Origin of the sequence: Dolichospermum circinale AWQC310F, assembly GCF_000426925.1 — a bacterium.
Lineage (GTDB): Bacteria > Cyanobacteriota > Cyanobacteriia > Cyanobacteriales > Nostocaceae > Dolichospermum > Dolichospermum circinale.
The window spans coordinates 9,920-28,982 of record NZ_KE384685.1 but is presented as its reverse complement, the minus strand read 5'-3'; the positions used below and the strand labels follow the sequence as shown (position 1 = coordinate 28,982).

Annotated in this window: 19 protein-coding genes, 1 tRNA gene and 1 pseudogene; 15 read left to right on the top strand and 6 right to left on the bottom strand. The window is 38.3% G+C overall.

What is annotated here, in order from left to right:
- Positions 1-138: 138 nt before the first annotated feature.
- From ACIR310F_RS0112140 to ACIR310F_RS26265, 8 genes are all read left to right on the top strand, one after another.
- Positions 139-1,200, top strand: a complete 1,062-nt coding sequence (locus ACIR310F_RS0112140; protein WP_028084065.1) for a glycosyltransferase family 4 protein — start codon at positions 139-141, stop codon at positions 1,198-1,200.
- Positions 1,201-1,210: 10 nt separating this feature from the next.
- A complete protein-coding gene (locus ACIR310F_RS0112135) occupies positions 1,211-2,581 on the top strand; it encodes an O-antigen ligase family protein (RefSeq protein WP_028084064.1) in 1,371 nt (456 codons plus the stop codon).
- A complete protein-coding gene (locus tag ACIR310F_RS0112130) occupies positions 2,578-3,783 on the top strand; it encodes a glycosyltransferase (RefSeq protein ID WP_028084063.1) in 1,206 nt (401 codons plus the stop codon). Before ACIR310F_RS0112135 ends, ACIR310F_RS0112130 begins: the two co-directional genes overlap by 4 nt.
- 184 nt (positions 3,784-3,967) lie before the next feature.
- Positions 3,968-4,414 (top strand): DUF29 domain-containing protein, encoded by a 447-nt coding sequence (locus tag ACIR310F_RS0112125; protein ID WP_028084062.1) that lies wholly within the window; start codon positions 3,968-3,970, stop codon positions 4,412-4,414.
- A 315-nt stretch (positions 4,415-4,729) separates the two neighbouring features.
- Entirely contained in the window at positions 4,730-5,584 is an 855-nt protein-coding gene (locus ACIR310F_RS0112120; protein ID WP_028084061.1) for a Uma2 family endonuclease, read from the top strand.
- Positions 5,585-5,891: 307 nt separating this feature from the next.
- A complete protein-coding gene (locus ACIR310F_RS0112115) occupies positions 5,892-6,245 on the top strand; it encodes a nucleotidyltransferase family protein (RefSeq protein WP_028084060.1) in 354 nt (117 codons plus the stop codon).
- Positions 6,246-6,362: 117 nt separating this feature from the next.
- On the top strand, positions 6,363-7,172 hold the full coding sequence (locus tag ACIR310F_RS22345; RefSeq protein ID WP_051289600.1) for a nucleotidyltransferase family protein: 810 nt from the start codon (positions 6,363-6,365) through the stop codon (positions 7,170-7,172).
- A 175-nt stretch (positions 7,173-7,347) separates the two neighbouring features.
- On the top strand, positions 7,348-8,157 hold the full coding sequence (locus ACIR310F_RS26265; RefSeq protein WP_028084059.1) for a nucleotidyltransferase family protein: 810 nt from the start codon (positions 7,348-7,350) through the stop codon (positions 8,155-8,157).
- Positions 8,158-8,166: 9 nt separating this feature from the next.
- On the opposite strand, the gene ACIR310F_RS0112095 is transcribed toward ACIR310F_RS26265, so the two are convergent.
- On the bottom strand, positions 8,167-8,628 hold the full coding sequence (locus tag ACIR310F_RS0112095; protein ID WP_028084058.1) for a DUF29 domain-containing protein: 462 nt from the start codon (positions 8,626-8,628) through the stop codon (positions 8,167-8,169).
- A 225-nt stretch (positions 8,629-8,853) separates the two neighbouring features.
- Here ACIR310F_RS0112095 and ACIR310F_RS0112090 point away from each other — a divergent pair, with 225 nt between their 5' ends.
- The 5 genes and pseudogenes from ACIR310F_RS0112090 to ACIR310F_RS26840 all read left to right on the top strand — a co-directional run.
- Entirely contained in the window at positions 8,854-9,621 is a 768-nt protein-coding gene (locus tag ACIR310F_RS0112090) for a Uma2 family endonuclease (RefSeq protein ID WP_028084057.1), read from the top strand.
- A 33-nt stretch (positions 9,622-9,654) separates the two neighbouring features.
- Positions 9,655-10,413 carry a class I SAM-dependent methyltransferase gene (locus tag ACIR310F_RS0112085; protein WP_231387511.1) on the top strand — a complete coding sequence of 253 codons (759 nt, stop codon included), beginning with the start codon at positions 9,655-9,657 and terminating at the stop codon, positions 10,411-10,413.
- 23 nt (positions 10,414-10,436) lie between these two features.
- The gene (locus ACIR310F_RS0112080; RefSeq protein ID WP_028084055.1) at positions 10,437-11,204 is read left to right on the top strand and encodes a glycosyltransferase family 2 protein; all 768 of its coding nucleotides are present in this window, start codon (positions 10,437-10,439) and stop codon (positions 11,202-11,204) included.
- 42 nt (positions 11,205-11,246) lie between these two features.
- Positions 11,247-11,459 (top strand): type II toxin-antitoxin system HicB family antitoxin, encoded by a 213-nt coding sequence (locus ACIR310F_RS0112075; RefSeq protein WP_028084054.1) that lies wholly within the window; start codon positions 11,247-11,249, stop codon positions 11,457-11,459.
- Positions 11,460-11,604: 145 nt separating this feature from the next.
- A pseudogene (locus ACIR310F_RS26840) lies at positions 11,605-11,742 on the top strand (glycosyltransferase family 2 protein); the annotation flags it as partial.
- On the opposite strand, the gene ACIR310F_RS0112070 reads toward ACIR310F_RS26840, so the two are convergent.
- The gene (locus ACIR310F_RS0112070) at positions 11,731-12,300 is read right to left on the bottom strand and encodes a Uma2 family endonuclease (RefSeq protein ID WP_028084053.1); all 570 of its coding nucleotides are present in this window, start codon (positions 12,298-12,300) and stop codon (positions 11,731-11,733) included. The pseudogene ACIR310F_RS26840 and the gene ACIR310F_RS0112070 overlap by 12 nt on opposite strands.
- A 294-nt stretch (positions 12,301-12,594) precedes the next feature.
- On the opposite strand from ACIR310F_RS0112070, the gene ACIR310F_RS0112065 reads away from it, so the two are divergent.
- Both ACIR310F_RS0112065 and ACIR310F_RS0112060 read left to right on the top strand, forming a co-directional pair.
- Entirely contained in the window at positions 12,595-13,167 is a 573-nt protein-coding gene (locus tag ACIR310F_RS0112065) for a WcaF family extracellular polysaccharide biosynthesis acetyltransferase (RefSeq protein WP_028084052.1), read from the top strand.
- A 198-nt stretch (positions 13,168-13,365) separates the two neighbouring features.
- Positions 13,366-15,597 carry a GumC family protein gene (locus tag ACIR310F_RS0112060; protein ID WP_028084051.1) on the top strand — a complete coding sequence of 744 codons (2,232 nt, stop codon included), beginning with the start codon at positions 13,366-13,368 and terminating at the stop codon, positions 15,595-15,597.
- A 229-nt stretch (positions 15,598-15,826) separates the two neighbouring features.
- Here ACIR310F_RS0112060 and ACIR310F_RS0112055 read toward each other — a convergent pair.
- The 4 genes from ACIR310F_RS0112055 to msrA form a co-directional block, all read right to left on the bottom strand.
- Positions 15,827-15,910: transfer RNA gene (locus tag ACIR310F_RS0112055), tRNA-Leu, on the bottom strand.
- Between the two features lie 75 nt (positions 15,911-15,985).
- Positions 15,986-17,062 carry an alpha-hydroxy acid oxidase gene (locus ACIR310F_RS0112050; RefSeq protein ID WP_028084050.1) on the bottom strand — a complete coding sequence of 359 codons (1,077 nt, stop codon included), beginning with the start codon at positions 17,060-17,062 and terminating at the stop codon, positions 15,986-15,988.
- Positions 17,063-17,116: 54 nt separating this feature from the next.
- Entirely contained in the window at positions 17,117-17,992 is an 876-nt protein-coding gene (locus ACIR310F_RS0112045; RefSeq protein WP_028084049.1) for a M48 family metallopeptidase, read from the bottom strand.
- Positions 17,993-18,164: 172 nt separating this feature from the next.
- Positions 18,165-18,830: a peptide-methionine (S)-S-oxide reductase MsrA gene (gene msrA, locus ACIR310F_RS0112040; protein ID WP_028084048.1), complete on the bottom strand. Its 666-nt coding sequence runs from the start codon at positions 18,828-18,830 to the stop codon at positions 18,165-18,167.
- Positions 18,831-19,063 lie beyond the last annotated feature (233 nt).

The window sequence follows — 19,063 nt, the reverse complement described above, 5'->3', positions numbered from 1 at the left end:
TATCAATTAATGACTCTATTCTCAATAGACCATGGATTTTACCTGGGTAAAACGCAAAGATTGTAAAGTTTTATTGCAGGATTCAACACTTGTGCTAGTCCAGCTATGCGCTTACAAAGATTGTTTGTAAAAAAGAACATGATAAAAGTTGTTTTCTGCTGGTCTGATATTTCTGGTTACATGACAGCTTGCTGGCGAGCATTACACGCTATACCTGAAATAGAAGTATTTGTCATTGCATTTAAAGCTCGGACTCAAACTGCTTTTGCTGATGACTTAATGCACGGTATTCCTCACCGTCTTTTAGATTTACAGGAAAGGGATAAACCAGAATTAATAGAGAAATTGGTAATTGAACACAATCCTGATGTGGTAGTTCTGTGTGGATGGTTTCATTCACCCTATCGTCAATTAGCTTTCTCATCTCAATTGCGCCAGATAAAATTCATTATGTGTATGGATACTCCCTGGTGGGGTACTTGGAAGCAATATTTAACTCGTTGGATGTTGCATTCTTATTTACAGCGTATGGCTCATATTGTAGTTAATGGAGAGCGTAGTTGGCAGTATGCTCGTCGTCTGGGAATTCCATTGAAAAATATTTCCCCTTTGGGTATGTGTGGAATAGATTATCAAGCTTTGTCTCCTCTATTGCAGGAGCGAAACCAATCAGCCTGGCCACGCTCTTTCTTATTTGTAGGACGTTATAGCCACGAGAAGGCAATAGATATTTTAGTAGAAGCATATCAACAGTATCGCCAAGCAGTTCAAGACCCTTGGAATTTAATTTGTTGCGGTAAAGGTGAATTGGAATTTCATCTACAATCCCAACCAGGGATTGAAAACCGAGGTTTTGTGCAACCCATGGCCATGAAAGATATTTGGCTCAATGCAGGGGCTTTTTTATTACCTAGTCGTTTTGATCCCTGGCCATTAGCATTAGTTGAAGCTGCTGCTGCTGGTTTACCTGTTGTCTGCACTCAAGTATGTGGCTCGTCAGTAGAGGTCATACGTTCGGGATATAACGGAATAATTATTCCTGCTGATGATGCTCATGCCTTAGCACAAGCCTTACTGAGAATTCATAATAATTATGAAGATTTGCCAGTGTGGGGAAACCGCGCCCAACAGTTTGCAGAACCTTATGGATCTGAACAATGGGCAGAGCGTTGGTTAAGCATCATCAAATCTGTAAAGTAATTAGGCATCTATGGATTTTGTCAATCAATTAATTGATTTTATTGCCACGCCTTTGGGTTTGATGCTGCTAGGTGGGGGTTTGTTTATACTTATGAAAGCTAACCAAAGTAACCCCCACTTAGGATGGTTGCTGATAGCTATCTTTGGTTTTGCTGCATCTCTCAATAAATTTGCAAATGAATATATCAAAGAAGCCCCACCGCTAGTTTTTCCCCTCCAGCAAATTCGTGAAGTTGGACGACCATTAACGATAATTTTGTTGGTGTTGTTAATATTTATTGCTTTCAAGTCCAAAAATATTTGGCGACAAAAAATCATACCCCAGCCCATTATTTATCTGATCTTAGTTCAAAGTGTAATTTTCTTCAAAATATTACTTTATGGGAATGTAGGTTTTGCTTTTTTAAGTGCTGCTACCTTTGGGGGATTAGTGTTAATGGTAATTTTGGGTCCATCACGATGGCTTCAGAATGAAGAAAATTTTCAACTAGCGGTATGGTCGCTCGCCATGGTTGGGGTAATTTTTGGTCTTGCTAATGGTTATCAAGCATTAATTGACAAATATGCCATTACATTCATTCATGGCTGGTTCTTGGGTACTACGGGCAATCCTCACCATGCAGCCATTTTGATTACTGCTACTATACCTGCATTCTTATTCCTATTCTTTCATAATGAAAAACATTCGCCGATGAAGTGGATCTGGGCTGGGTTTTTGCCTTTGGCAATCTTTGGTTTGTTCATGACCGCATCTCGCACAGGTACAATTGTGGCTGTTGTTTCATTACTGATTTTTTTCCGCCGTCGAGGTGGAAATTTATTGCAGATAGTATTGATTTTCGCAGTAATCGCAGCATTTGTTCTACCCTCCCTCAGTCCCACAGATCTAGATACATCAGAACTATTATCCCCAAGCTCTTCCAAATTGTCTGACTTAGACATTAGTACCCGTACCTGGGTATGGGGTGGCTATTGGGGACAATTTCTAAAGTATCCCCTATTTGGAGCGCCCTTTGTAGGCGATCGGCTGCGCTTTGGTGAAAGTTCATGGCTGGGTGTATTGGGAAGCATGGGTTTAGTAGGTGCTATACCAATGTTTATGTTTGGTTGGAGTAGTTTACAAATGATATTCAAGCTGAATCATCTCTCCAAAATTAGACCAGACTTTTATCTAAAATGTAGTTTTGTCATGTCTGGTTTGCTTTCCCTATTAGTTGGTGGTATCTCAGAAGCTTATCTATTAGGTAATCTCACATTCTCACTGCTTGCAGTTTTCTTATATCTTGTCCTCGGTAACTATCTGATTGAATTTGCACAGCGAGAGTATAATTATTCAATCGCTCAATATTACGACAATCATAAGCTTTCATTTAAATCATGAATATTCTTCATGTCATTCCTTCCGTCGGTCCACACCGTGGAGGAGCAAGCCAAGCCGTCTTGGAAATGCTGCAATCTCTAAAAAATACTAAAGTTAAGGTAGAATTAGTAACGACTAATGACAACGGAACTGATTTGCTAGATGTTCCATTATGTCAATTGACTCAGTATCAAGAAATTCCTACTAGGTTCTTCCCCCGCTTCTCCCCTCAAGTCTCTTTTGTCCGTGAATTTGCCTTTTCCTGGGAGTTAACGAAATGGCTGTGGAAACATATTCATGAATATGATTTAGTACATATTCATGCTTTATTTTCTTATGCCTCAACTGTAGCAATGATAATTTCTAGATTTAAGCAAGTACCTTATATTAATCAACCACATGGTTTACTGTGTGAATGGTCTTTACAACAGAGTCAACTGAAAAAAAAGATATATTTATCACTGCTAGAAAAAAGTAATCTTCAACATAGTCGTATTTTACAACTAACTTCCACAAAGGAAGTTGAAGAAGTTGAACTTTTAGGTTTGGGAGTTCCACCCGTTGTTATCCCATTAGGATTACAAATTTCTCCAGACATTCCCCAATCTCGTCAAAAATTACGGGAAATGTTTAACATACCTCCAGAGCAAACAATTATCTTATTTATGTCTCGGTTACATTATAAAAAGGGATTAGATTATTTAATTCCTGCTCTGAGTAAAATAAAAGATAAGGAGTTTACATTTATATTAGCCGGTAATGGTTCTCCAGATTATGAAGCCGAAATCAGTGAACTATTGATTAATAACCAACTTGAGCATTGTACCCATCGTCCTGGATTTGTAACAGGTGAAATGAAAGATATTTTACTGCAAGGATCTGATATATTTGTTTTAACTTCTCATTCTGAAAATTTTGGAGTTGTTGTACTCGAAGCAATGGCAGCCGGTTTAGCAACTATTGTCACTCCTGGGGTCGCTTTAGCTTCTATGATCAAGGAGAATGATGTTGGTTACGTTCCCGAACTAGATATTGAGGAAATTAGCGGCGTGATTGAACATTGCCTGAATCATCCTCAAGAATCTCAAGAAATCGGCGATTCCTACGGAGCGCTTCGCTATCGCGCCCGGCAGTTTATATTAGATAATTATACTTGGGATCATATTGCTTCAAAAATGATATCTGTTTATGAAAATATCATTCAAGATAATAAACATTTATAGACTCTACACCCAAATTCATACTTGGTTTCAGCAACGCCATTAAATGCAGTACAGCTTAAAAAGCGATCATTTTGGTTTCTCGACTTTTGAAAAAAGGATTTGGAGCGATAGGGCAATTTCTAGGTCGCGCTTCGCTATCGCAGCTATAATACTATAATAGAGTAAACAATACTTAGGTGCTTTGATGAACACCATTAATGCTCTTTACGAACAAGATTATTTCCTTTGGCTGGAAGAAACCTATAAATTACTAGAAAATAATCGCATTGAGGAATTAGATTTTTTACATTTAAAGGAGGAAATTCTCAGTTTGGGTAATGAACAAAGGCGGAAAGTTGACAGTTACCTGCGTCAATTGCTGATTCACTTATTGTTGTATAAGTATTGGAACTCTGAAAAAGAATACTGTGCCAAAGGTTGGCAAAATGAAATTGATAACTTTCGATTTGAGCTTGAGTTATTGTTAAAGTCTAAAACGTTGTATAACTATTTCTGGCAAGAAATTGCAGAAATTTATGTTAAAGCTAGAAGACAGGCTATCAAAAAAAGTGAATTACCTGCTGATCTTTTTCCTGAAAGTTGTCCGTTTTCTGCTGATGATCTACTTGATCCAGAATTTCTTCCTGATTAAAATTAGTGATGTCCCTGTGAAATTTATAGGACTTACGCACAAGTCACGGAATAATGAACCACGAAGGAACGAAGAGAACGAAGAAAAGAGGGTTTGAGAGATATTTTGCGTAAGTCCTGATTTATATAGTAATGCTTCTCAAAAGTGGGCGATTCCTAGGTCGCGCTTCGCGATCGCGCCCGGCAGTTTATATTAATGTAAGTTGCTGGCTATGGGTTTTACGTTAAGTTGACACCAATGACACCGTAGCCAAAGCATCGGGGGATTAAGAGGGGTAATTTGACGATGGCAATGAAACACAGGAGATAATGAATCATGTATCAAAGTGAAGCACCTCCACAAAAAAACCTGCCCACCATGTATGATTTACCCAGTGAGGATATTGATGAAGAATTAGAGTCCACAATTCATCCGCGTCCACCCTGGGAAACATTGCCCACGATGTATGATTTACCTAGTGAGAATCCAGAGGAGCCAGGGTTGCCAGACGAATTTCATGACTTTCAACCGCAATTATTACGAGAAACCTGTCAATCTCCGGTTTATCCCCAGGACGAAATGTTCATTGGTACGGATTTAAACTTATATTATGATGTGCGCCATTTTGGATGGTATAAAAGACCAGATTGGTTTTTAGTGTTAGGAGTGCCTGCTTCTGAAAAACAAGAACATATGCGCTGGAGTTATGTGATTTGGCAAGAAGGATTAGCTCCATTTTTAATAGTAGAATTATTATCACCAGGTACAGAAGCAGAAGACTTAGGACAAACATCAAGGAGCGCGAATAAACCCCCCACAAAATGGCAAGCTTATGAACAGTATTTGCGATCGCCCTACTATATTATTTTCGATAGATATGAAAATCGTCTGCGAGTATTTCAACTACTGGGGATAAAATATCAAGCAGTGGAACTGACAGAACCAAAATTCTGGTTTCCTGAATTGGAATTAGGAGTAGGAGTTTGGTCAGGAAAATATCAAGATACAGAAGGTTTGTGGCTACGTTGGTATAATCAAGATGGTGATTGGATTCCTACTTTTGCTGAACGAGCAGAACAGGAGAAACAACGAGCAGAGCAGGAAAAACAACGAGCAGAACAGGAGAAACAACGAGCAGACAAACTAGCTGAGAAACTGCGGGCTTTGGGGGTGAATTTAGATGATCTTTAAGAGGATGTTTGAAAAGTTTTTAATGTATAAATAAACCCCTCTCCAAACCTCTCCCCGACGCGGGGAGAGGTTTTGAAACCCCCATTCCCTTGTAGGGAAGGGGGGAAGGGGGGTTAGGTTTCTAGAGATTATCGGGTTCATCTAATACTTTTCAAACAACCTCTAAAGAAAATTAACTGAAAAAAGCATTTCCGCAGTTATGTTATTGTGGATGCCCATTACCAAGCACCCCATCTCCAAGCTATAATTGTCTCTAGGAGGTAGTCCAAAACGACAAAAATTTACAGCCGAATTTGCTTAAAAATATATGAAACAGTGGCACAGTCCAAAATTAGATGATATTATCCAAGAGCGCCGTTACAAGTTAGAACAAGAACGCAAAGATTTAATTGTCAAGACAAAACAATGGTTAGATGAATTTTCGCCAGAATTTGGCATAGATAAAGGCTACATTTTTGGTTCTGTAACCCGTGTTGGTAAATTTCGGCAACATTCAGATGTTGATGTCGCAGTAGAAAATATTCATCCTGAACAATATTGTTTAGCTATTAGCCTCCTGTCAACCTATTTAGAAAGGGATGTAGATATTATAAGATTGAATGATTGTCATTTTAGCGATCGCATTCGGCAAACAGGAATATTATGGAAAAAAACACCCTAATTATCTTCCAAACGGATGTCAAATATCAATTAGCATTGAACTTTTCCTGGAAAAAATCAACTAGTCAACAGGAAGGGGGAGTAGGGACTGGTAGAGATAAACTCAGCACTAAGCACAATGATGGAAAACATCACCACGGAAAACAGCAATCAAACTCTAGAAGAAAGAAAACAAGAGGCATTACAAACTGCCGCAAAATGTCAGCAAATTCTCCTAGAAAATGGAGCAAAAGAGGTAATATTATTTGGTTCTTTATCAGGAGAAAGTCCTTGGCATTGGCAATCTGATTTAGATTTAGCCGTGAGAGGAATGTCAGAAAAACAACAATGGGAGGCTTATTCTCTTCTAGAAAAAATCACACCTAATTGGTTAAAAATAGATTTGGTAGCATTAGAAGAAATCCCAGATTTTGTCCGTTCTCGCATTCTCAAAGAAAAACCTATGCCTACTAATAAATATTTAGCCCTAAAAACCCGTATTGAAGATGAGATGATAGCTTTAGAGCAGAATTGCCAAGCTATGAAAAATGCTTTAGAACAAAGTGATAATGTCCCAGAAATCTTTATCACTCCCACATTGTCCAGTTATATTTGTGATTTTTACACAGCTTGTGAGCGAATTAGCGAAAGAGTTGCTGTGACTTTAGATGGTGGAATACCAAAAGCAGAAAACTGGCATGAACAACTATTATTACAAATGGCAGAAATTGGTGGAGAAAATCGTCCGCCTTTATGGCAAGGTTCACTGTTATTACAATTAAATGATTATCGCAAGTTTAGACATTTAGCACGTCATAATTATAATTTGCAATTGCGAAAAGAAAGAGTATTAGAATTAGCCCAACAAACAGAAATAATCATAGCAAAAATCCAAGAGGCGATCGCACTTTTTAACCAATGGTTAGAATCTCAAGTAAAAGACTTGTAAATTACTCCCCTTAGTCCCCGATGCTTTGGGGGGAAACAAGAATTTAGTCCACTTCAGTAGACTTGAGCTATTAGACAGGGAATTAATTCCCTGGCAGATTATGGAATAATTAGAAAAGTGTGAATAAATAATTAATGATAAAATAGACTATATATAGAGTTGTGGCTAAACAATAATGATAGAAAACATTACCACAGAAAATATCAATCAAACTCTAGAAGAAAGAAAACAAGAGGCATTACAAACTGCTGCAAAATGTCGGCAAATTCTCCTAGAAAATGGAGCAAAGGAGGTAATATTATTTGGTTCTTTATCAGGAGAAAGTCCTTGGCATTGGCAATCTGATTTAGATTTAGCCGTGAGAGGAATGTCAGAAAAACAACAATGGGAAGCCTATTCTCTTCTAGAAAAAATCACACCTAATTGGTTAAAAATAGATTTAGTAGCATTAGAAGAAATCCCAGATTTTGTCCGTTCTCGCATTCTCAAAGAAAAACCTATGCCTACTAATAAATATTTAGCCCTAAAAGCCCGTATTGAAGATGAGATGATAGCTTTAGAGCAGAATTGCCAAGCTTTAAAACAATTAATTGCTCAAGCAGAAACCATTCCAGAAATTGCTCTCACTCCTGCCTTGTCCAGTTATATTTGTGATTTTTACACAGCTTGTGAGAGAATTAGTGAAAGAGTTGCTGTGACTTTAGATGGTGGAATACCAAAAGCGGAAAATTGGCATGAACAACTATTATTACAAATGGCAGAAATTGGTGGAGAAAATCGTCCTCCCTTATGGCAAGGTTCACTGTTATTACAATTAAATGATTATCGCAAATTTAGACATTTAGCACGGCACAATTATAATCTGCAATTGCGAAAAGAAAGAGTATTGGAATTAGCCCAACAAACAGAAACAATTATAGCAAAAATTCAAGAGGCGATCGCTATTTTCAATAATTGGCTAGAATCTCAAGCACAAGACATATAATTCACGAAATTATAATTCTTCCCAAAACTTGTTAGTTAATATAGCATCTACATCATTGGGAAATGGACAAAGATTGGAAAAATAAACATCAGGATAACTATCTTTGACATTTTCCAATGCCATTTCATAACTTTTAGCGAAAATTTCTCTCAAAAAAGTTTTCAAACTTGGTGAATCTTCTAATTCAATTTGTAATCTTTGGCGAAAATTCCGTATTTCAATTTCCCAACCTCGATAACAGTCTGACATTGGTACATAACACCGTTTTAATAAATGTTCTAATAACCGCACCAAAAAACTCCTGACTGCTTTACGCTGACTTTTGCCCAAAGATTCTACCTCTTCAATTAAATTCTCCCAATCTAAATTATCATGATCTCGCGTTTTTAACTTGTTAATTGTATCTTCAATCCAGAGAGAAAAATCCTGTTCATAAAGATTTTGTACTGATTTTACTGATGTTTTACTCATAGTTGATATGGGCGGTTTATTTTGGCTGTATTATAGCATTATATTTTAAATATAAGATCCCAGACTTATTCAAGAAGTCGGGGATCTACAGATTGCAATAAAGTTGTGCTAAATTGGTTAAGCGTAGTACCAATTCCACCGTTAATAGAATTGTTCAACCATCTAATCTAAATACCAACAATAAACAATATAATAACTTAACACTGTTAGCGATCGCTCTTGACTATGACAGTTCTACAACTAGGTCCCCCCAATACTCTACCTCGAATCACCTGGGAAAAACTACCAGCAGATTTTCCCCTACCAGATGCACCCGTGGAAAATAACCTCCAACCCCTTCTCGCTGCTGCTTTAAGAGAGTCTCTAGAATTAGCAGGTTTAATTCTAGAATCAATGCTGATTGCCTCCAATTTTGGTCTATGTGCCACAGTGGATGAAAAAAGCATCGTCAAAGCACCTGATTGGGTTTACGTGCCTTCTGTCCATGCTCTACCTCCAGGAGAAATCCGTCGTAGTTACACTCCTCATAGCGAAGGAGAAAACCCAGCCATTGTCATGGAATTTATATCCGCAACAGAAGGAACAGAATATTCCATTAATCCCCATTTTCCCTATGGAAAGTGGCACTTTTATGAACAAATTTTAAAAATTCCCACTTACGTGATTTTCCATCCCCAAATTGGAATTTTAGAAGTTCATAATTTAGTTAACGGTAAATACCAGCAAGAATCTCCAGATGAAAGTCAGCGCTTTTGGATAGAAGCTTTAGACTTATTCTTGGGTGTATGGATAGGAAAAAAAGCCGAATTTGAGGGTTATTGGTTACGATGGTGGGATAAATCTGGAAATTTATTACTCTGGGGAAGTGAGTTAGTTAATCAAGAGCGTCAAATAGCAGAAAAAGAACGCCAAAGAGCAGAACAAGCAGAACAAAAAGCTGTTAAACTAGCTGAAAGACTGCAAGGAATGGGGATTAATTTAGAAGATATTTAGGGATTCTTTTTTTGTATCAGTCTTGATAAGATTATGCCAAGACCAATCGCGTGGATTGGTGTAAACCTGTCGTCTAACCGCGAGTCGCTGCTGAGAGACTCAGTTAATTACCACAATAATACAGCTACCATTTCAGAACAAATGACTACCACACCCAACCAATACGAATATTCCTATCAAAATAGTCAAGCTGGACACCATCATGGTTATTTACTGAAACCAATTATAAAAATGATGTCAGAAATGCTACCCCCCCCCGATAACAACCAAAAACCTCGGATTTTAGATATTGGTTGTGGTAATGGTAGCTTGAGCAATTTCCTAGCACAGCAGGGTTATGAGGTTGTTGGTGTTGAGGAATCTGAATCAGGTGTAAAATTGGCTAATCAAACTTTTCCCAATTGTCGCTTTATTCAAGGTAGCATTTACGACTTACCATACCCCGAACTAGGAGACAACTTTGATATTGTGATTGCTGTTGAGGTAATTGAGCATTTATTTTATCCTAAAGAATTAGTCAGAAACGCTAAAAAATGCCTCAAACCCAATGGTGGTTTAATCCTAACCACACCCTATCATGGTTATTTAAAAAACCTAGTGATGGCTGCTACAGGGAAAATGGACAACCATTTTACCGTTCTTTGGGATGGTGGTCATATCAAATTCTTTTCCGTACCAACTATGACGGCTTTACTTAAATCAGAGAACTATACAAATATCAAGTTTAAGTTTGCGGGTAGATTTCCCTATCTTTGGAAAAGTATGTTGTGTTCTAGTACCATAGTTCAATAACAAGAATATATTTGAATATCCTCATGTTAGAACAAATTACTCCTCTCATCCTTACCTATAACGAAGAAAATAACATTAATCGTACCCTGGAAAAACTTAAATGGGCAAGTAAAATCATTGTTATTGATAGTTATAGCACAGATACAACATTAGAGATTTTGTCTCAATATCCTCAAGTAGAAGTATTTACCAGGAAGTTTGATTCCTTCGCTAGTCAATGCAATTATGGATTATCAAAAATCACATCAGAATGGGTACTATCGCTAGATGCAGATTATATATTAACCGATGATTTAATTCGGGAAATTACATCTTTGCCAAGAGAATCAGATATAGACAGTTATAGTGTAAGATTTAAATACTGTGTTTTTGGTAAACCCTTACGTGGTACTTTACTTCCACCCAGAAAAGTCCTTTATAAAAGAGAAAAAGCAATTTATCAAGATGACGGACACGCTCATAGAGTTGTGGTACAAGGTAAATCTAATCAATTATCAGCATACATCCACCATGACGATCGCAAACCATTGAGTCGTTGGTTATGGGCGCAAGATCGTTATATGGTAATTGAAAGTAAAAAACTTCTAGAAACACCAGAGCATGAACTTAGTATAGGCGATCGCCTTCGCAAACGGAAGATCCTCGCACCTTTAATCATCTTCATCTATTGTCTCATCCTCAAAGGTGCTATTCTCGACGGTTGGCATGGATGGTACTATACATTTCAGAGAGTATTGGCAGAACTATTGCTGGGTATACATATAATAGAAGCAGAGAAAATAGATAATTAATTGGCTCAAATAACCTGCTCTTTATTACTAGGAATTAATCTGATGGTAAATACACTGGTTTTTGAAGTTTCCCAAGAAGAAGATGGGGGATTTGTGACTGAATGTCTCACCGAAGACATTTTTACCCAAGGAGATTCTTGGGAAGAACTCAAAGCCAATATTCGAGAAGCTGTTAAAGCTTTTTACTTTGAAGAATTGAACTTTCCAGTTATACACTTACATCTTGTTAAAAATGAAATTTTATTAATTCAATGAAAATACCCAGAAATCTGAAAGGTACAGATTTAGTGCAAAAATTCTTAACCTCATCTTTACTTTGAAGCGATCGCCCAAATCAGATGATCACAGAAATCATTAGTCAGGGATCCGTCTAATCCGTGATTCAGACCTTTTTCCCCGCGATCGCCTTCGCAAACGCAAGATCCTCGCACCTTTAATCATCTTCATCTATTGTCTCATCCGCAAAGGCGGTATTCTCGACGGTTGGCATGAATGGTATTATACATCTCAGAGAGATTTAGCAGTGTCAACCCCGTAAAACCTCAGCAACAGTTAACTTCAAATCAGCAAATATAAGAGAACCAATTACCTGATCTCCCACATATACCTGCTCATCATAAAAACCCTCTACCCATTCCAATACTGTCACCTTTTGGGCAGTCGGGTCAACAATCCAATATTCAGCAATTCCCCGTGCAGCATACTCAGAACGCTTATAACGATAATCCCGATTTCCTTGATTTGGACTCACCAGCTCAACCACTAACAAAGGTGGTGGCATATCCATTAAAATCAAAGAGCGTGTAGCCCCTTCCATAATCTTAGCCAATTCCTCAGAAAACACTACTAAATCAGGCACACGCACCCCCACCTGACGGCTATTTACAGCCATTTCTGTTTTCATTCTCAATCGGTAATATGGAATACCTAATTTAGAAAAATAAATTAACAAAAACGTTGCTATCCGACAATTTAACTCACTTTCTGAAGGCATAGGTATTAATTCTCCGTTTTCCAATTCATATAAAGCGTCCGTACCATCGTCATAATTAAGAAATTCCTCAAAGGTCATCTTTTTAACCGTTGTAACTGTCATTGCTGTTCCTCCTATTGGCAATTTACGAAGGTAAACTTATAGTGCTTTATGCGGATTTCCCACAATAGGTGTGTACTATTAATTAGTAATAGCGCAGTGCTACTGTAAGCAAATCGCATCCGTAAAAAGAAAATCCTCGCACCTTAATAATCTTCATCTATGGTCTCATCCTCAAAGGTGCTATTATGGATCGTTGGCATGGATGGTACTATACATTTCAGTGAGTTTTATCATAACTATTTCTGAGTCTACTTATAATAGAAGCAGAAAAAATAATATATTAAGCAATTACTTATGCGCTTAGATAATTACACAACTGGCAATTATACACCCGGAGCGCCATACAGTCAACAAATTTTATGGTACTTCATTGGCTCTCCCCTAGTGGAGAGTTATTGGCTGCCTATATCATCTATCAAAGTTTCCATACTGAGGCTGTTTGGTGCTACCATAGGTAAAGGTGTACGTATGAAAACAGGAGTAAAAATTAAATTTCCCTGGCGCTTGACCATTGGTAATCACGTTTGGATTGGAGAAGATACCTGGATTGATAATCTAGCTAATGTTACCATTGAAAATCATGTTTGTTTGTCCCAAGGAGTTTATCTCTGTACTGGTAATCATAACTGGAATCATCCCAACTTCCAACTAATTCCTGCTCCTATTTATATTCAAGAGGGTAGTTGGATAGCAGCAAAATCAGTCGTCGGACCTGGTGTTACTATTGGACGAGGAGCAGTTTTAGCATTGGGTAGTGTCACAGGAAGATCCTTAGAGGCCAATATCATCTACTCAGGAAATCCGGCTCAACCAATCAAAAAAAGGGCAGAATGGGAAAATTTAGCATCAGACACCAGCAAAAATTAGCGGAATACGGGTTTTAATTCATGCTTATTGGGGTTTGGAATTTTCTGAACCGCATACTATCAGGGCTTGAGACATCTGATATCATCTAATCAATAAATTTTAGTGGTTATTGGTGATTAGCGTTTAAAGTTGCTAAACTATGAGTCATGAAGGTAAAAGACAGTTCCACCTTCCCTACTATTGACCGCGAAAAAACCTATGCTTGACCGACTTACAAATGACAAAAATTCCCCGAGTAATACCACTCCTGTTTCTACATTATTTTCAAATCCCACATTTTCCCAATTTTCAGAAGAGCCTAGTGATTTTAACCTCAAGTCCTTTATTGGTCTTTTACAGCGCCGAGCAATTGTCATCATAGGAGTTGCTTCCGTTGCCATGGGTGGTGTTATTTATACAACTTTTAAGTCAGTACCAATTTATGAAAGCGGCTTTCAAATATTAGTTGAACCTGTTAATAGTGACTCTGAACTAGGGAAAATTGACGTAGGACTCGCTAATGCCCTTAAACCAACTGGACTAGATTATGAAAGCCAAATTCAAGTTCTCAAAAGTCCAGAACTCCTGGGAGATTTTATTAAAGAAATCCAAAAATCTTATCCTGATATTAATTATTATACCTTTTTGGAAGGTTTAAATATTCGTCGCTTAGGAGAATCAAAAATAATCCAAGTTAGCTATAAAAGTGATAATAGCCGAAAAATTAAATCTATACTAGATCCTCTAGCTGATTTTTATTTAAAATACAGTCTCAACAAGCGGCAAACAAAGCTCCGTCAGGGAGTTCAATTTGTGGATGCAAAACTACCTGAAATCCGAACTAGGCTAGGACAGTTGCAAAAACAAATGCAAATGTTCCGCCAAAGATACAATTTTATTGATCCGGAAAACCAATCCCAAGTAATTTCTTCGCAAATTCAGTCTTTGGCACAACAAAGACTAACTATAAATCAACAGTTAATCGCCGCCAGAGCTAGTTATGACAGGCTACAGAGACGTGAAGAACAGTTAGCAATTCTCAATACTGCCCCCCTTTATCAAACCCTAATTGGTCAACAGCGTCAATTAGACACCCAAATATCTGGAGAATTAACTCGATTTCAACCAGATAACCCAGTTATCCGCACCTTACAAGAAAAAAGAGCCAACCTTTTACCTATTATTGAGGCAGAAGCCGCACGCACTATTAATATCAGAATATCTGAAGTCACGGATCTAATAAAAAAAATAGAAGTAGATAGTGAATATCTGACAAAAGCAGAAAAACAAATACAAATAAAATTAGATCAATTACCAGTTTTATCTCGACAATATACTGAAATCCTGCGGAATTTACAAATAGCCAATGAAAGTTTAAATCGCTTTTTAGCGGCTCGTGAACAACTGCAAATAGAAATAGCCCAAACAGAACTACCTTGGGAATTAATCCAAGCAGCTATTCAGCCTTCATATCCAATTTCTCCAGATATTCCCCGCAATTTAATCTTGGGATTTGTAGCTAGTTCTTTATTAGCCATAGGTGCTGCTGTTCTCCGGGAACAGACTGATAATACCTATCACGGTGTTGAAAATGTCCAGGATAAGATAGGACTGCCTTTATTAGGATCTCTTCCCTTTAATAAAAACTTAGTTCGGAATCCATCTTTAAACCTGACAAACATAGGTAAAGACCAAGAACCAGAAGTAGTTGTAGACCCTCTTGTCGCAAGTGATGAACCATCTAGCACTTCTGCTGGACGCCGCTCCCGATCCAGCTATTATTATGGACAAGGATCATTTTGGGAATCTTTACAAGTTTTATATAATAATATTCAACTGCTCAATTCTGATCGACCAATTAAGTCTTTAGTTATTTCCTCTGCTCTTCCCGGAGATGGTAAAAGTACGGTGGGATTTAGTCTGGCAAAAACAGCCGCTATCATGGGGAAAAAAGTATTACTTGTAGATTGTGACCTCCGCAAATCCAAGATTCATAAACTATCACAATTAAATAATCTCTGGGGAATAAGTAGTTTAATTTCTTCAGATATAGATGTCAACCAAGTAATTCAAGAAATGCCGGGACTTAATGGTTTATCAGTAATTACCGCAGGTCCTTTACCGCCTGATCCGGCGCGGTTGCTCTCATCAGATAAAATGAGTCAAATGATGGACTATTTCTCTGAGAATTTTGATTTAGTAATTTATGATACTCCTCCCTTATCAGGATTGGTAGATGCCAGACTAGTAGCAGTTCATACTGATGGTGTCGTGCTAGTTATCAGAATTGATAAAACGGATAAATCTGCTGTAAAGCAACTTATTGATACCCTAAAAGCTTCTCCCATCAATTTACTAGGAGTAGTAGTCAACGGCGAGAAATTCCGAGGATTTGGATATAACTATAATTACAGATATAGTTCATACTACTATACTAAGAGTAAGAGTTAAATTAGCGTCAATTGATTAGCTAGGATGAGCATGGTTTTTACTATTTACGGTAATTTATGATTGTGTGATTTCCAGAATTGCCGATAGGTAGTTTCTCACCCTAAATACAAGACTGAAAAACCTCTTGTAGCCGCAGATAGATCAGCTATTGGCGTTGATATTAGCATCTGTAACTGTTAATCATCAACACAAAACCAATAACTAACAAACCTTAGTTATTGACTAGGCATGGGCAGGAGGAGAATCGAACTCCTATGACCTCACGGTCGCCGCATTTTGAGTGCGGTGCGTCTACCAATTCCGCCACCCGCCCTTGGGTGTAACTTTCTTATTATAGCCTATTTTTTGATTTTGGCAATAGGTATTGAGATTTTTTTTGAGAAATTTTTTAGTCAGCAATTGATGAATCAATATCCTCCAAACTGGGACAGCCACTGAGTGCCATTGCTACCTTTAACTCATCCTCAAGTAGGGAGATGATATGAGATACACCAGTTTTTCCAGCCACTGCTAATCCCCATAACACAGGCCGGCCAATGAGTACGGCTTTTGCACCAAGTGCTAAGGCTTTAAGTATGTCTGTGCCTCGACGAATCCCCCCATCTAACAAAACCTCTGCCTTGCCGTTTACTGCCGCTACAATTCGGGTTAGAGCGTCTAGAGATGCGATCGCACCGTCTAATTGTCTACCGCCATGATTAGAAACAACAATTGCTTGAGCGCCATGTTCCACAGCCCGAACCGCATCATCAGATCGTAAAATTCCTTTAACGACCACAGGTAAGGGGCTAATAGATTGTAACCATTGCAAGTCTTTCCAAGTGACTGCGGGGTTAATTTGCTCGCTAAAATAAGTCAATAAACCAGATTCTCCTTGTTCCTGGGGAATCTCTAAACCGGTTATATTGGTGAAATTAGCAAGCTGTAAATCGGCAGGTAGGGTAAACTGATTAAGTTGGTCTCGTTCTCGTTTTCCCAACACAGGAGCATCTACAGTCAGACAAATCGCTTTGTAGCCCGCTCTATAGGCTCTTTCTACCAAAGCCCTAGTTAAACCCTGATCTTTGTGGATATAAAGTTGAAACCATTGTAAACCATTAGCAACAGTAGCTACTTCTTCTAAACTCTTATTAGCTAATGTACTCAGCACCATACCTACACCTGCAATTTCCGCAGCTAAGGCTGTAGCAATTTCACCCTCTGGATCAGCCAGACATTGAAAGGCCATGGGCGCAATTAAGAGAGGTAATCGCAAATACTCCCCTAAAACCTTGGTAGTTAAGTTAACTTCACTAACATCAACTAGCATTCTTGGATAAAGTTTAACTCTTGCAAACGCAGCACGATTATCTTGCAGCGTAATTTCATCCCATGCACCACTACTATAATAATCAAAAGCCATCTGTGAAAGATGCTCTTTTGCCATTTGTTCGTATGCGAATAAATTAATCGGTGATAGATTCATGTTGCGTAAAGGTAATTTATCTAGCAAGATCAGTTTCAAAACCTAAGATATAACCTACCAATTACGCCAACCTCCTGGGGATGCAGTTTCGTCTTGATGATTAATACTGTGATTTTTTACTATTTTTTGGTACTCTAGACTACTAGCCCACCGATCAATTTCTCGCGCCCGCAATACGGGGACAGGGTGGCTTAATTGGGCTGTGCGGGCAGATTTTACCATTTCCCCCAATTCCGTTTTACTAATGTCATCATAGGCACGAGCTTGGTCAATAAAGGCATCTAAATTCAATTGGAGTGCTAAACTGGGAGAACCACCGGCTAACTTCATTAATACTGACATGACTATTTTAGGGTCTTGGGTGGCTAACAAAGCGGCACGATCACAGGTAAACTCAGCACAGCGTACCCATTCTAATAATTGTGACTGCATAGCTTGTGCCAACACAGTGCCGATATTTGGCACAAATGCAGCGGCTAAAATCAGTAAATTCACTGGCGTTAAATACACACTGTGATCGCATTTGAGATGACCTAATTCATGGGCAATTACAGCCTGTATTTCTGCTGGTGTTAATATCTCAATTAGGGATGTGTGGATAACTATAAAGGGCTGCTTACCCCGCATAGCAAAAGTATAAGCGTTAGGGGCTGGATGTTGACGCACATATAATTGAGGCAGCTCAATGTCAAGAATTTGACAAGCTTCTAATAATAATTTGTGTAATTCTGGGAGTTGTTTTTCTCCTACTAAAATACTAGAAGCAATATTTTCTACATAAAAAACCTGTTCGGCCATTGGACCGAGCCAATTTCTCACCATCATATCTAAACCAGGGATTTGCTTGAGCGTTTTAGTAGCTTCCAAGTCTAGAGGATGACGGAATGAGTCAGCTTTTAAACCAATTAGTGAGCTTTTCAATAAAGACATAGTTTAATAAAAAAATAAAAAAGGCAATGTAGGTTGGTTGTAGGTTGGGTTGAGCGACAGTAAAACCCAATATAATGTTACCAAGGATCTTGTTGGGTTTCCTGGAGTCAACCCAACCTACGATATAATGCTTTTAGTCTTAACAGAGGGTATTGTGTGGTTTTCTAGACTTCTAACTTACCTGCGCTTCCGCAAGACCTACGGGACAAGCTACATTAGTACCACCTAAACCACAATAACCACCGGGATTTTTAGCTAAATATTGCTGATGGTATTCTTCAGCATAGTAAAATTCAGGTGCATCTAATATTTCTGTGGTAATTGTACCATAACCTGCATCCTTGAGAGCTAATTGATAAACATTTCGTGATGTTTCTGCTAATTGTTTTTGATTTTCAGAATAGACGTAAATTCCCGAACGGTATTGAGTACCAGTGTCGTTACCTTGACGCATTCCTTGGGTGGGGTTGTGGCTTTCCCAGAAGACTTTCAAGAGTTGGGAATAAGTAATTATTTTCGGGTCAAATACAACTAACACCACTTCATTATGACCGGTCATACCGCTACATACTTCTTGGTAAGTGGGGTTGGGTGTGTAACCAGCAGCATAACCTACCGCTGTAGTGTAAACTCCTGATAATTGCCAAAATTTGCGTTCTGCACCCCAAAAACAGCCTAAACCAAACATAGCAGTTTCTAATCCCTGGGGAAAAGGTGCTTTGAGGGGATTTTTGTTCACATAATGAAGTGCTGGTACTCGAATTACTTCGTCCCGTCCTGGCAGTGCTTGCTCGGATGTTGGCATAGCTGATTTTTTTCCAAATCCAAATATTCCCATTGTTTTTAATTTGTATTAATGATTGCGATGCTTTTTAATTTTGACGCTACCTGCCCTATAAAGGGACAGGGATTCTTGTTTCAATGAGTAACCTTGCTCAAGCTTGTTACCAAGTCTGGGTAGAGGGTCATCTCTCCACAAGCGTTAGAAGTTCCGGTGCGCCCCACCGTACTTAAATCATAGCCAGTTTGTTTTAGTGCTTTAGTTAGGATGTTAATTGCAGCATTGTGTTG

What these genes read in the sequence shown, in the direction of transcription:
- ACIR310F_RS0112065 (WP_028084052.1), top strand. Translation starts at nt 12,595, where the DNA reads ATGCGCTTAGATAATTACACAACTGGCAATTATACACCCGGAGCGCCA.
- ACIR310F_RS26265 (WP_028084059.1), top strand. Translation starts at nt 7,348, where the DNA reads ATGATAGAAAACATTACCACAGAAAATATCAATCAAACTCTAGAAGAA.
- ACIR310F_RS22345 (WP_051289600.1), top strand. Translation starts at nt 6,363, where the DNA reads ATGATGGAAAACATCACCACGGAAAACAGCAATCAAACTCTAGAAGAA.
- ACIR310F_RS0112115 (WP_028084060.1), top strand. Translation starts at nt 5,892, where the DNA reads ATGAAACAGTGGCACAGTCCAAAATTAGATGATATTATCCAAGAGCGC.
- ACIR310F_RS0112060 (WP_028084051.1), top strand. Translation starts at nt 13,366, where the DNA reads ATGCTTGACCGACTTACAAATGACAAAAATTCCCCGAGTAATACCACT.
- ACIR310F_RS0112095 (WP_028084058.1), bottom strand. Translation starts at nt 8,628, where the DNA reads ATGAGTAAAACATCAGTAAAATCAGTACAAAATCTTTATGAACAGGAT.
- ACIR310F_RS0112120 (WP_028084061.1), top strand. Translation starts at nt 4,730, where the DNA reads ATGTATCAAAGTGAAGCACCTCCACAAAAAAACCTGCCCACCATGTAT.
- ACIR310F_RS0112090 (WP_028084057.1), top strand. Translation starts at nt 8,854, where the DNA reads ATGACAGTTCTACAACTAGGTCCCCCCAATACTCTACCTCGAATCACC.
- ACIR310F_RS0112125 (WP_028084062.1), top strand. Translation starts at nt 3,968, where the DNA reads ATGAACACCATTAATGCTCTTTACGAACAAGATTATTTCCTTTGGCTG.
- ACIR310F_RS0112045 (WP_028084049.1), bottom strand. Translation starts at nt 17,992, where the DNA reads ATGTCTTTATTGAAAAGCTCACTAATTGGTTTAAAAGCTGACTCATTC.
- ACIR310F_RS0112070 (WP_028084053.1), bottom strand. Translation starts at nt 12,300, where the DNA reads ATGACAGTTACAACGGTTAAAAAGATGACCTTTGAGGAATTTCTTAAT.
- ACIR310F_RS0112135 (WP_028084064.1), top strand. Translation starts at nt 1,211, where the DNA reads ATGGATTTTGTCAATCAATTAATTGATTTTATTGCCACGCCTTTGGGT.
- ACIR310F_RS0112050 (WP_028084050.1), bottom strand. Translation starts at nt 17,062, where the DNA reads ATGAATCTATCACCGATTAATTTATTCGCATACGAACAAATGGCAAAA.
- ACIR310F_RS0112075 (WP_028084054.1), top strand. Translation starts at nt 11,247, where the DNA reads ATGGTAAATACACTGGTTTTTGAAGTTTCCCAAGAAGAAGATGGGGGA.
- ACIR310F_RS0112085 (WP_231387511.1), top strand. Translation starts at nt 9,655, where the DNA reads ATGCCAAGACCAATCGCGTGGATTGGTGTAAACCTGTCGTCTAACCGC.
- msrA (WP_028084048.1), bottom strand. Translation starts at nt 18,830, where the DNA reads ATGGGAATATTTGGATTTGGAAAAAAATCAGCTATGCCAACATCCGAG.
- ACIR310F_RS0112080 (WP_028084055.1), top strand. Translation starts at nt 10,437, where the DNA reads ATGTTAGAACAAATTACTCCTCTCATCCTTACCTATAACGAAGAAAAT.
- ACIR310F_RS0112140 (WP_028084065.1), top strand. Translation starts at nt 139, where the DNA reads ATGATAAAAGTTGTTTTCTGCTGGTCTGATATTTCTGGTTACATGACA.
- ACIR310F_RS0112130 (WP_028084063.1), top strand. Translation starts at nt 2,578, where the DNA reads ATGAATATTCTTCATGTCATTCCTTCCGTCGGTCCACACCGTGGAGGA.